The organism is Brevibacterium sp. 91QC2O2 (assembly GCF_024580695.1).
Lineage (GTDB): Bacteria > Actinomycetota > Actinomycetes > Actinomycetales > Brevibacteriaceae > Brevibacterium > Brevibacterium moorei.
Genome location: NZ_JANIJY010000001.1, coordinates 226,148 through 238,435, shown reverse-complemented (window position 1 = coordinate 238,435; position 12,288 = coordinate 226,148). Strand labels below are relative to the sequence as shown.

Genomic DNA, 12,288 nt, shown 5'->3' with positions numbered 1-12,288 from the left:
TACCGGATGTGGGACTCGAACCCACACATCTTTCGATAACGCATTTTGAGTGCGCCGCGTCTACCGATTCCGCCAATCCGGCCGGGTACCCCGTAATTACATCACATGTCGGGGCCACCGCGCCAATCCCGGCCCGGGTCGTGCCGAGGACCACCGGGCCGTGGCATTGGTCCTCGGGCCTCAAGGGCTTAAGATGTAACGGTGACTTCCAGTGAAACGAATGCCGAACAACAGCCGGTCCGCCGCGTCGTCGTGGCCGAAGACGAATCCGTCATCCGCCTCGACATCGTCGAGATGCTCCGGGAGGTCGGCTACGATGTGGTCGGCGAAGCCGCCGACGGGGAATCCGCCGTCCACCTGGCGGAGGAATTGCGTCCCGATGTCGTCGTGATGGACATCAAGATGCCCAAGCTCGACGGGATCTCGGCCGCCGAACGTATCACCCGTGCCCATATCGCGCCGGTCGTCCTGCTCACGGCCTTCAGCCAGCGGGAACTGGTGGAGCGGGCCCGTGACGCCGGCGCCATGGCCTATGTCGTCAAGCCCTTCACCGCCGCCGATCTGGTGCCCGCGCTGGAGATCGCCCTGAGTCGGCATGCGGAGATGGCCGCCCTCGAGGCCGAGATCGCCGACCTGTCCGATCGCTTCGAGACCCGTAAGCTGGTCGAGCGCGCCAAGTCTGCGCTTATCACCAATATGGGCCTGACGGAGCCGGAGGCCTTCCGGTGGATTCAGAAGACCTCCATGGACCGTCGCCTGACGATGCGAGAGGTCGCGGAGACCGTGATCGAGCAGATCGGCAAGGCCAAGAAGTGAGGGCCCGGGTGCTCAGTACTTTTTCTGAGAACTGAGCACCATATTGCTGATTCGCACGATCGACAGCAGCCGGCCGGCCTCATCGGTCATCCGCACCTCGTGGCTGAACAGGCTGCGACCGCCGTGGAGCACTTCGGCGCGCCCATAGACGTAGCCCGAGGTGATGGAGCGCAGGTGGGTTGCATTGAGGTCGACGCCCACCACATTGTGCCCGCCGGCGCGCAGTGCGGCATGTGTGGACCCAAGTGTTTCGGCCAACACGACGTGGCCACCGCCGTGGAAGAGTCCGGCTGGCTGAAGATTCCCCTCGACCGGGACGCGCGCAGTGATGAAGTCATGGCCCAGCTCGAGGTACTCCATACCCATCCGGGCGTTGAGAGTGCCGGGGAAGCCGACTTCGTTGTACTGGGCGATGATCTGCGCGTACTCCTCCGCCGTGGTCTGCGCGTCGATCGTGGGCAGTGTGAAATCAGACATGTGTCTCCTTCTAGGTTCTGTTGCTCAGAGTAGCAGGGGCCGCCGACCCGCTAGGCTAGACGCGTGAGTGACGAGAAACTGCTGCTGATCGACGGACATTCCCTGGCCTATCGCGCCTTCCACGCCCTGCCGATGGAGAACTTCTCCACGGCGACCGGGCAGACCACCAATGCGGTCTACGGATTCACCTCGATGCTGCTCACCGCAGCCGAACGCGAGGCGCCCACCCACATCGCGGTGGCCTTCGACCTGGGGCGCGAGACCTTCCGACTGGCCGAATACTCCGAGTACAAGGCGGGCCGGAAGAAGACCGCCCCGGAGTTCCACGGCCAGGTCGAACTGATCAAGGACGTGCTGGGCGCCCTGGGCGTGCCGGTCCTCGAGCTCAAGGGCTATGAGGCCGACGACATTCTGGCCACCATGGCCGGGGTCGGCGCGGCCGCCGGCTACGACACGTACGTGGCATCCGGGGACAAGGACTCCTTCCAGCTCTCGCGCATAGCAGCCGAGGACCATGCGGCGGTGACCATCCTGTATCCCAAGCGCGGTTTCACGGATCTGACCTATATGACCCCGCAGGCCGTCGAGGACAAGTACGGAGTCAGCCCGGCGAATTACCGTGGACTGGCCGCTCTGGTGGGGGAGAAGGCTGACAACCTGCCCGGCGTGCCCGGGGTGGGTGAGAAGACCGCGGCGAAGTGGCTGGGGCTCTACGGCGATCTACCCGGGGTTCTCGCCCATGCCGACGACATCAAGGGCAAGGCCGGTCAGAATCTGCGCGACCATATGGCCGACGTCGAGCGCAACTACCGGCTCAACCGCTTGATCGACGATTTGGCACCGGCGGACTTCGGGCTGACCGAGGGCCTCGAGGCCGCTCGCCTGGGTCATGGCGAGAGGGCCCGGGTCGGTGAACTGTTCGACCAATTGGAGTTCAGACAGTTCGGAGAGCGCATCGCCGCGTTCCTGGACCCCGCCGATCGGGCGCCGAGCGCCCCGGCTGTCGAACTACCCGAGGTCCGTGTGCTGGCTGCCGATGATGTTCTGCAATGGTTGGACGGTCTCGACCCGGCTGCGCCCCTGGGCCTGGCCTGTGATGCGGATCCGGCCGGCCAGGACGCCGATGTCCTCGCCCTGGCACAGGACCGGAACATCGGCGTGATCGAACTGCACTCCCTCCCGGAGGCGGTACTGCGCGCCCTCGACGGCGTGCTGGCGGGTGCCGAGGACCTCGCGTGCCACGATGCCAAACCGCAGGTCAAAGCCCTGGTCCACCGTGGTCTGGGGCAGATCAAACCGCATACGGATACGGAACTCGTCGCGTACCTGCTCACCCCCGATGCCAGATCCTATGATTTCGCCGAACTCACAATGCGTCACCTCGGCCTCGACCTGACCGGCGATGCCGAACCCGGGACGCTCGACCTCGACGCCGGGAAATCGCTGGGGTTGCGGGCCTGGGCGGTCATCGGCCTGGCGAGCGCTCTGCGCGCGGAGCTGGACCGGGTGGCCGAGGTGTCCCTGCTCGATCGGATCGAGCGCCCCACCCAGGAGGTGCTGGCACGGATGGAACTCGCCGGCATCGGAGTCGATGGACCGGCACTGTCTGCGCTGATCGACGAGTTCGGGACCCAGGCCGACTTGTCGGCCCAGCAGGCATACGAGGCGATCGGTCACGAGGTCAACCTGGGTTCGCCCAAACAGCTGCAGGTGGTGCTGTTCGATGAACTCGACATGCCCAAGACGAAGAAGACGAAAACGGGTTACACCACCGATGCCGACGCCCTGACGGATCTCTACATTTCAACAGATCATCCCTTCCTGGGCCACTTATTGGCCTACCGCGACACGATCAAACTCAAGCAGACCGTGGTGGGCCTGCAGAAGACGGTCGCCGGCGATGGCCGGATCCACACCACGTATCTGCAGACGGTGGCGGCCACGGGGCGGCTGAGCTCGAAGGATCCGAACCTGCAGAACATCCCCGTTCGCTCGGATGCCGGCAAACGGATCCGCGGCGTATTCGTGCCCGAGGCCGATGCCGGCTACACCGAGCTGCTCAGCGCCGACTATTCGCAGATCGAAATGCGGATCATGGCGCATCTGGCCGGTGACGAGAGTCTGATCGCCGCCTTCAATGCGGGGGAGGATCTGCACAGTTATGTCGCGGGCGAGGTCTTCGGTGTGCCCGCTGCCGAGGTGACCCCTGCGATGCGCTCGAAGGTCAAGGCGATGTCCTATGGCCTGGTCTACGGACTGAGCGCCTACGGACTGTCGCGGCAGCTGCGGATCGGGGCGGGGGAGGCCCAGGGGCTGATGGACGATTACTTTGCGCGTTTCGGTGCGGTCAAGGAGTATCTGGAGGCGATCGTCGAGGAGGCGCGCGGACGCGGGTACACGGAGACCATGTACGGGCGCCGACGGTATCTGCCGCAGTTGAACAGCGACCGCAGGCAGCAGCGGCAGATGGCCGAACGTGCCGCGCTGAACGCCCCGATCCAGGGCAGTGCCGCCGACATCATGAAGATCGCGATGCGCAGGGTGGACCGTGGTCTGCACGAGGCCGGTCTGCACAGTCGGCTACTGCTGCAGGTGCATGACGAAGTCATCATCGAAACCCATGCCGATGAACGCCAGGAGGTCGCCCGGATTGTCACGGAGGCAATGGGCCAGGCGGCTACCCTGCGGGTTCCGTTGACCGTCAACATCGGCCATGGTGGGACCTGGGAGGACGCCGCCCACTGAGAAACGGCGCGGGCGGCGCCGGGCCCGCACACCAGACGTGCTGCCGGTCCCGACCGCTGTTACCGGCGTCCCCCGACCCCTGAGACACGGTTGAGAAGGCCCGGCGCATTGAGCGCCGGGCCTTTGCACTCCCAGGACGCCCATATGATCCTGATATAAATGGTAATCGGCTATATAATACTGAGGGTAATCATTCAGCTGTGAATGATTACAGTTGTTATTATGTTCCGTATGACGGACGAGAAGTTGGCGGATTCGGCGAGTCTGCGCCTGGCGGCACTGGGGGAACGACTCACGCGGGCGCTGGGCCGACGCCTCGAATCGGTCGGGCTGACCCCTCGGCAGGCCGCCTATCTGGCGGCGCTGGAGGAGGGGCCACTGTCACAGCGGGACATCGCAGGCGCACTGTCCGTGGCGCCGAGTCTGGTGGTGACCCTGACCGATCAGCTCTCGGCGTCCGGTGCGGTCACCCGCACCAGGGGCGAGGCCGACCGGCGGGTGCAACTGGTTGCACTGACCGACCACGGGCGTGATCGCGCGGCCGCCGCGGCTATCGCAGCGGCCGCCGCGGATGCGGACTTCACGGCCGGGCTGTCCCAATCCGCCAGGCTCGGACTCGATGTCCTGCTGGCGGAACTCGGTTCGCGCTGAGCCGGGATCAGTCCTGGGGTAGATGGACGGAGAAGATCGCGGTGCCAGGCATCAGGGCACCGCGCAGCGGCGACCAGCCGCCCCAGCTGGTCGTATTGTCGGCAGGCCACTCCGGCTCCGTGAGCTTCGTGAGCTGGAAGCCGGCGCCGACGAGCAGGGAGATCCAATCGCCCATCGTGCGGTGGTGCTCGGCGTAGACGGGGTTGCCCTGGGCGTCGAGTTCGACATAGGGAGTTCTGTCGAAGTAGGAGTACTCGACGGTCAGGCCGGCCTCGCCGGGCACATCGGGGAAGATCCAGCGCAGCGGATGGGTCACGGAGAACGTCCAGGTGCCGCCGGGACGCAACACCCTGGCGACCTCCGCCAGAACCTGGTCGGCGTCCTTGACGAAGGGCAACGCACCATACGAGGAGAACGCGATATCGAAGCTGCCGGACGGGAAAGGCAGGTGTCTGGCGTCGGCCTGGAGGAAGGTGGGCGGCGTCGCCGCCTGGCTCAGCGGCTTCTCCCGCTGGAGACGGGACGCCTGTTCGAGCATCCCCGAGGACAGGTCGATACCGGTCGCCACAGCGCCGTTCTCCGCCAGCCACCGCGAGCACTGCCCGGCTCCGCAGCCGACTTCCAGCACCTGTTTGCGGGCCACATCGCCCAGCAGGTGCACATCGGCTTCGCGGACCCCCTCCGGGCACCAGATGAAATCGCTGGCGCCCAGGAAGCTGCCGTGCTCGGCCAGATATGCTTCGGCCGAGCCGTCCCAGTAGGAACGGTTGGCCCGCACCGAGGATTCCGCGTCGATCGCCAGGTATCCCCCGGAGATGGTCTGCTGGTCGGGCTCATGGGGATCGCCGAAGTCGTCGTCGTTCAAAGTTCCTCCGAAGTGCGGGGTGGATATCGGCCGGAAAGGCTGACAGAAGGTTTATAAACTCCGTAGAAGATGCTACAGTTGACAGCTGTATGCCGCATGTGCGTGTATACGCGTCCATATTGTCAACAACAACTTCTCGATTCGGGCCGCGGGATCCGCTCGTGTCCTGGACCGGATGTCAGTCCACTACGGAGTCTCTACCTTCATGACCACCACCACGCCGGACACGGCGAACAACTCGCAGATCGCAGTCAACGACATCGGATCTGCCGAAGACTTGCTCGCGGCCGTCGACGCGACCATCAAGTACTTCAACGATGGCGACATCGTCGAGGGCACGGTCGTCAAAGTCGACCGCGACGAAGTCCTGGTCGACATCGGCTACAAGACCGAAGGCGTCATCCTTTCGCGCGAACTGTCGATCAAGCATGACGTCGACCCTGCCGACGTCGTCGAGGTCGGAGACCCGATCGAAGCCCTCGTCCTGACCAAGGAGGACAAGGACGGACGTCTGATGCTGTCCAAGAAGCGTGCGCAGTACGAGCGCGCCTGGGGCGACATCGAGAAGGTCAAGGAAGAGGACGGCGTCGTCACCGGCACCGTCATCGAGGTCGTCAAGGGCGGCCTCATCGTCGACATCGGCCTGCGCGGCTTCCTGCCCGCCTCGCTGGTCGAGATGCGCCGCGTCCGCGATCTGGCCCCCTACATCGGCCAGCAGGTCGAGGCCAAGATCATCGAACTCGACAAGAACCGCAACAACGTGGTCCTGTCGCGTCGCGCCTGGCTGGAAGAGACCCAGTCCGCGGTCCGCCACGACTTCCTGCAGACCCTGCAGAAGGGCCAGGTCCGTCCCGGCGTCGTCTCCTCGATCGTCAACTTCGGTGCCTTCGTGGACCTGGGTGGCGTCGACGGGCTGGTGCACGTTTCCGAACTGTCCTGGAAGCACATCGACCACCCGTCCGAGGTCGTCTCGGTCGGCGACGAGGTCACCGTCGAGGTCCTGGACGTCGACATGGATCGCGAACGTGTCTCCCTGTCGCTCAAGGCCACCCAAGAAGATCCCTGGCAGCACTTCGCCCGGACGCACGTCATCGGTCAGATCGTGCCCGGCAAGGTCACCAAGCTGGTTCCCTTCGGTGCGTTCGTGCGCGTCGAGGACGGCATCGAGGGCCTGGTCCACATCTCCGAGCTGGCCGTGCGCCACATCGATCTGCCGGAGCAGGTCGTCTCGGTCGACGAAACCATCTACGTCAAGGTCATCGACATCGACCTGGACCGCCGCCGCATCTCGCTGTCGCTCAAGCAGGCCAACGAGGGTGTCGATCCCGAGGCCGAGGAATTCCTCGATCCGGCTCTGTACGGCATGGTTCAGGAATACGACGAAGAGGGCAACTACAAGTACCCCGAGGGCTTCGACCCGGAGACCAACGAATGGCTCGAGGGCTACGAGGCCCAGCGCGAGGAATGGGAGCAGCAGTACGCCGCAGCCCAGGCCCGTTGGGAAGAACACAAGAAGCAGGTCGCCAAGGCCATTGCCGCCGATGCCGAAGCCGCAACCGGTTCGTCCGAGGCAGCTCCGGCCCAGGCGTCCTACGCCTCCGAGTCCACCTCGGACGCGGGCACGCTGGCCAGCGATGAGGCACTCGCTGCTCTGCGCGAGAAGCTCGCGGGCAACTGAGCCGTGTGAGTCAGTCCGACCGGCCCAGCCGGTCTGAGTGACAAGGGCCCCGCCTCCCGGGAAACCGGGAGGCGGGGCCCTTGCGCGTCCCCTCGTCTCCTCCCAGCCCGGTATGAGACGGTTGTTCGGTGTTGACTTCAGGAATCGCCCGCTCCCGTGCACTCATCGCCTGGACCGGTTTCCTTCTTCTGTTACTCGGCTGGGACCTCATCATCTTCGGTCCGCTGCTGGCCCATCCGGGCAGCCGGGTGTTCGCCGACAACGACGACTCCTCCCTCTTCGTCTTCTGGTTCGCCCACGCAGCCGACGTCGCCGCAGGCTGGCTGGGGATGGACCACCTCGAGGCCAATGCGCTGTATACGACCGCGTTGAACTATCCGATCGGGGTCAACGGCGGATGGAACACGACGGTGTTCCTCATCGCCCTGCCGCTGGCCCCTGTGACCTGGCTGTGGGGTCCGCTCGTGGCCTATAATCTGGCAATCGCGGCGGCTCCGGTGCTGTGCGCCCTGGCCGCCGCTGCTCTGGCCGCACAGTTCCTACCCCGGTTCTGGTCATTCACTGCGGGGTTCTTCTATGGTTTCTCCACGTTCGTCATCGCCCAGTCATCCGGGCACCTCAACCTGTCCAGCGCGGTGCTGGCACCCCTGGTCGGACTGGGGCTGATCCGTCTACTCCGTGCCCGGCGGCACCGTGCGGTACTCGGTTGGTCTGTTTTCCTGGGCATCATCATCGGTTGGCAGTTCTACATCTCCACGGAGGTACTCGCCGGAACGTTCCTGGCCTACTGTGCGGTCGTGGCGGTCTGGCTGTGCTGCGACTTCCGGCGCCTGTGGGCGGCCCGCCGGCGGCTGTGCGGTGGATTGGTGCTGGCGGCCGCCATCGCGCTGGCCATCGGCACGCCCCTACTGGCGACGATGTTCGGTCTGCCGGGGGCGCCCCGCGGTGCGATTCGGCCCCATGGGGTTTGGAACGCCGATCTGCTGGATCCCGTGGTACCGGGACGCTACACCCTGCTGGGCGGTGGCGAGACCCCGATTCCCCGGGTGACGGGACTCGACCCCTCCGAGATCGGCGGATATCTGGGCATTCCGTGGCTCATGATCATCGCCTTGGGAACCCCCGTCCTGTGGCGCAATCGCGTCTACGGACGACCGGTGAGGATCCTCGCGCTGTCGACTGTCCTGGTGTTCCTGCTGTCGATGGGCTCACCGCTGTTCGCCTGGGGACGAGCCATGGCCCCGGGCCCGTTCGGGCTCGTCGAAGCACTTCCGGTATTGGGCAATGTACTGCCCATGCGGCTGGCCGGTCCCGTCGCCTTGGGTGCTGCATTGCTGCTGGCCATCTCCCTGCGCGGACTCTGGCACCTCGGAGCCCGGTGGTCCCGGCCGTACTGGGCCAGGGGGCTGACCACCGCCGGCCTGGTCGCTGTGCTCGTGACGACCACGAGCGGGCCCGTTCCCGTGCGCACGCCTCTGATCCCAGAGTTCTTCCGCGCGGGTGCGGGCGCTGTGCCGCAGGGCGCCGTGGTCAAGATCCTGCCGCGCCCGGTGGCCGGTGACCAGGCGGGCGTGGCCGAGGCCATGCTCTGGCAGGCCGAGGCCGGCAACCGGTTCCGGCAGACCGGGGGCTATTTCATCGGCGGGGACAGCCAAGCCCCCATCCGCTATATGGCCGATTCCGATGCCCTCGACGGCCTGCTCGACGAGTCGCGCGACCACCGACTGCCGAGTGGCGATTCCGCTGAGATGCGCCGGGCGGTGGCGGAGCTGCGCGCCAGGGGAGTCCAGTACGTTCTGCTGGTCGCGGACTCCCCGTACCGGCCCTGGGACGTGCCGGAACTCGCCGGTGCCATGTCCCAGGCCGTGGGGCGCCAGGCACGAGCCGACGGCGGGGTGTATATCGTGGACATACGATGACAGCGGTCTACTGGGGCCGGTGGCGAAGACGAAGGAGAACGGCATGCTCAGGATCGGACTGACCGGCGGGATCGGCGCCGGCAAGACCACCGTGGCCCAGCTCTTCCGCGAGCGCGGCGTTCCCGTCGTCGATGCGGATCGAGTGGCCCGCGAGGTGGTCGAGCCGGGGATGCCGGCGCTGGCGGCCCTCGCACACGAGTTCGGCCCGGCGGTACTCGATGCCGATGGTGGGCTGAACCGGGCGGAACTGGCGTCCAGGGCCTTCGCCGATCAAGCACACACCGATGCGCTCAATGCGATCATGCATCCGGCAATCGCCGCACGGAGCCGAGAACTGTTCGCCAGTTATGAGCGAAGCTCGATCGTCGTCCACGATGTCCCCCTGCTGGTCGAGAACGATCTGGCACCCGACTACCAGCTGTCGGTCCTGGTGGATGTGCCCGCGGACATCCGCCTGGAGCGGCTGGTCGCCGGGCGTGGCCTGGACCCGGCCGATGCGCAGGCCAGGATCGCACGCCAAGCCGATGATGAGACCCGACGCGCGGTGTGCGACATCCACTTGGACAATGCGGGGGACCTGAGCCGGGTGACGGACGCCTTCGGCAAAATCTTCGACCTGCGCCTGTCGCCGTTCGCGGAGAACCTGCGCTTGGGCCTGGCCGCGGCCCGTGGTCCCGTCGAGCTGCGCCCCCGAAGCTGGCCGGCGGAGACGGCGCGGACGGTTGCGCGGATCCGACGTGCCACCGCACGGCTGGGCCTGTCCGGGATCGAGCCGAGCGGCCCGGGGGCCGTTGCCGACTTGCCCGCGCTGGATCTGATGGAGTTCCACCTGCGTGTGGACCGGCCTGCGGACCCGCGCCTGGAAGTGGCGCTCGAACAGGCCGGGTTCGTGCCTGCACCGGGGGATTGGTCCGATGACTGGGAGGACGGAACACCCGTCGAGGCGCTGCGGCGCTTCGCCTCCGCCGATCCGGGGCGGCCCACTGTGCTCTATGTCGGCGAACCGGGCTCCCGCGCCTTCGACTTCGCGGTGTGGCTGCGCGAGCTACTGCGCAGTGATGCCGCCGAGCGCGCCTCCTTCGCCGGCCAGCTGGCCGAAATCGCCGATGAGCACGCCGGCGCCGACGACTGGGGCGGCTTCGTCGAGGACTGCGCTCCTCTTATCCTGCCCGCCTACCGATCCAGGTTCCGCGCCGAGCGGTCCCGACCTTCCGGGGACTAGGCCAGATCGGCGCTGAGCCGCAGCGGCACCCGGTGCAGCACACGGGCGATGGGACATGCCCGTTTGGTCCGTTCGGCGCAATTGAGCAGCTCGGCCCGCACCAGCCCCTCGGCTCGCACGATCACGGTCAGGTCGATTCCCGTGACCCCCTTGTCCTGATCGAACTCGACTTCGGCGCCGGCTGTGACGACCTCGGGTGAGATTCCCTGAGCCGCCAGCGCATTGGCCAAGGTCATGGCGTAGCTGCCCGCCAGGGCAGAGGCCAGCAACTCCTCGGGAGTGGTCGTACCACTGGCCGGGTCCTCCTCGGCGATCCCGGCCTCCCATGACAGCGGCAGCGTGACCGTCCGGGAGCCGGTCAGGTCGACGCTGCCGGTGCCGGTCCCCAGGGTGCCGCGCCATGTGCCGGTGGCGCTCGAAGTATGCGTCATGCTTGTTCATCCTCCATGTCACAGATCGTCATGATGTACTCAAGCTTTTCACAAACCCGCATTCGCTGGAGACCTGTTGCCCACGTTACATAGCGTTATAATTCTGTAATCACAAATCAGGCCTACCTGTGACTCATATCTCATGCCATGCGCTACTCTGACAACATCCTGAGATTCTGGATGTTTGGAATGTGATGCTCCTCGCATTACACGATGAAAGATATGGGTTCCTGATGAAGAGAAACTCCCTCGCGATCACGCTCGCGGCCTCCGTGAGCGCTCTGGGCCTGGCCCTGACCGGTTGCGCCAACCAATCCAGTGGCGCCTCCTCCGATGAAACCGGCGAAGCAGGCGGACTCCCCGTCGTCGACACGATCGACGTCCCCGAAAACGTCGTCAAGGCAGCCGGGAAGGGCGATGCCAAGTGCGACTCCGACACCACCATCGCCTACGTCGGCGCACAAACCGGCGACAATGCCCAGCTGGGCCTGAACATCTCCAATGGCGTCCAGCAGGCGATCAACGAACACAATGAGGCGAACAAGGACTGCCAGGTCAAGCTCGTCAAGCTCGACACGGAGGGCGATCCCTCGAAGGCCACCGGACCCACTTCCCAAGTCGTGAAGAACTCCAAGGTTCTGGGCGTCGTGGGGCTGCCGTTCTCCGGCGAGTCGAAGTCGACCGGCAAGGTCTTCGAAGACGCGGGTCTGGTCCACATCACCCCTGCGGCCACCGGTCCCGACCTCACGGCAAACGGTTGGAAGACCTTCTTCCGCGGCTTGGGCAACGACACAGTCCAGGGTCCGGCCCTGGCGCAGCTGGCGGAGAAGATCGGGAAGTCCAAGGTCTGCCTGATCCAGGACGATTCCGAATACGGCATGGGCCTGGCCAAGCAGACCAAAGAGGCTCTGGGGGACAAGGTCGTGTGCGAGGACAAGGTGCTGACCAAACAGCGCGACTTCGCCCCGACCGTGACCAAGGTGATGTCGGCCAAGGCCGACGCCGTCATCTACTCCGGCTACTACGCCGAGGGCGCGCCCTTCGACAGCGCGCTGGTCGACAAGGGCTATGAGGGCGTCTTCATCGGCCCAGACGGCGTGAAGGACGACACCTTCGTCAAGCAGGCCGGCGATGCCGCGAAGAACGCCTACTTCACCTGCGCCTGCGTGCCGGGCGATCTGATCCCCGAATTCTCCGAGGGCTACGAGAAGGTCTCCAACGGCAAGGCGCCGGGCACCTACTCGGTCGAGGGCTACGACACCGCGACCGTGCTGCTCTCGGGCATCGACGCGGGCAAGACCGACCGCAAGGGTCTGCTGGACTACGTCACCTCCTATGACGGCGTCGGCTACGGCAAGACCTACAAGTGGGACGACAAGGGCGAGCTGACCGATAAGGCGGTCTACGGCTACAAGACCACCGAGGGCACCATCAAGTCCGTCGGCAAGATCGACTGATCCACCTTCCACTACGACGACCTGTAG

At 65.6% G+C, this 12,288-nt stretch carries 10 protein-coding genes and 1 tRNA gene; 7 read left to right on the top strand and 4 right to left on the bottom strand.

Translation table 11 applies throughout. The annotated features are described in order from the left end of the window. Window positions 1-82: transfer RNA gene (locus NQ036_RS01140), tRNA-Leu, on the bottom strand. A 119-nt stretch (window positions 83-201) separates the two neighbouring features. Here NQ036_RS01140 and NQ036_RS01135 point away from each other — a divergent pair. Then, window positions 202-816 carry a response regulator gene (locus NQ036_RS01135; protein WP_257046409.1) on the top strand — a complete coding sequence of 205 codons (615 nt, stop codon included), beginning with the start codon at window positions 202-204 and terminating at the stop codon, window positions 814-816. Between the two features lie 12 nt (window positions 817-828). Here NQ036_RS01135 and NQ036_RS01130 read toward each other — a convergent pair whose 3' ends face one another. After that, a complete protein-coding gene (locus tag NQ036_RS01130; RefSeq protein WP_257046408.1) occupies window positions 829-1,293 on the bottom strand; it encodes a hotdog fold thioesterase in 465 nt (154 codons plus the stop codon). A gap of 63 nt (window positions 1,294-1,356) precedes the next feature. Here NQ036_RS01130 and polA point away from each other — a divergent pair, with 63 nt between their 5' ends. Further along, complete coding sequence (gene polA / locus NQ036_RS01125) at window positions 1,357-4,038, top strand: DNA polymerase I (protein WP_257056863.1); 2,682 nt, start codon at window positions 1,357-1,359, stop codon at window positions 4,036-4,038. A gap of 231 nt (window positions 4,039-4,269) precedes the next feature. After that, a complete protein-coding gene (locus NQ036_RS01120; protein ID WP_257046406.1) occupies window positions 4,270-4,689 on the top strand; it encodes a MarR family winged helix-turn-helix transcriptional regulator in 420 nt (139 codons plus the stop codon). A 7-nt stretch (window positions 4,690-4,696) separates the two neighbouring features. Here NQ036_RS01120 and NQ036_RS01115 read toward each other — a convergent pair whose 3' ends face one another. Further along, a complete protein-coding gene (locus NQ036_RS01115) occupies window positions 4,697-5,554 on the bottom strand; it encodes a class I SAM-dependent methyltransferase (protein ID WP_257046405.1) in 858 nt (285 codons plus the stop codon). Window positions 5,555-5,759: 205 nt separating this feature from the next. Between NQ036_RS01115 and rpsA the strand changes: the two genes are divergently transcribed. From rpsA to coaE, 3 genes are all read left to right on the top strand, one after another. Next, a complete protein-coding gene (gene rpsA, locus NQ036_RS01110) occupies window positions 5,760-7,232 on the top strand; it encodes a 30S ribosomal protein S1 (protein ID WP_257046404.1) in 1,473 nt (490 codons plus the stop codon). A gap of 128 nt (window positions 7,233-7,360) precedes the next feature. Further along, window positions 7,361-9,151, top strand: coding sequence for a hypothetical protein (locus NQ036_RS01105; RefSeq protein WP_257046403.1), 1,791 nt, complete (start codon window positions 7,361-7,363; stop codon window positions 9,149-9,151). A gap of 43 nt (window positions 9,152-9,194) precedes the next feature. After that, window positions 9,195-10,373, top strand: a complete 1,179-nt coding sequence (gene coaE, locus NQ036_RS01100) for a dephospho-CoA kinase (protein ID WP_257056861.1) — start codon at window positions 9,195-9,197, stop codon at window positions 10,371-10,373. Here coaE and NQ036_RS01095 read toward each other — a convergent pair. Continuing rightward, complete coding sequence (locus tag NQ036_RS01095) at window positions 10,370-10,804, bottom strand: OsmC family protein (protein WP_257046401.1); 435 nt, start codon at window positions 10,802-10,804, stop codon at window positions 10,370-10,372. The two genes, coaE and NQ036_RS01095, sit on opposite strands and share 4 nt — an antisense overlap. Before the next feature lie 233 nt (window positions 10,805-11,037). On the opposite strand from NQ036_RS01095, the gene NQ036_RS01090 reads away from it, so the two are divergent. Next, a complete protein-coding gene (locus tag NQ036_RS01090) occupies window positions 11,038-12,261 on the top strand; it encodes a branched-chain amino acid ABC transporter substrate-binding protein (protein ID WP_257046400.1) in 1,224 nt (407 codons plus the stop codon). The last annotated feature ends 27 nt before the right edge of the window (window positions 12,262-12,288 follow it).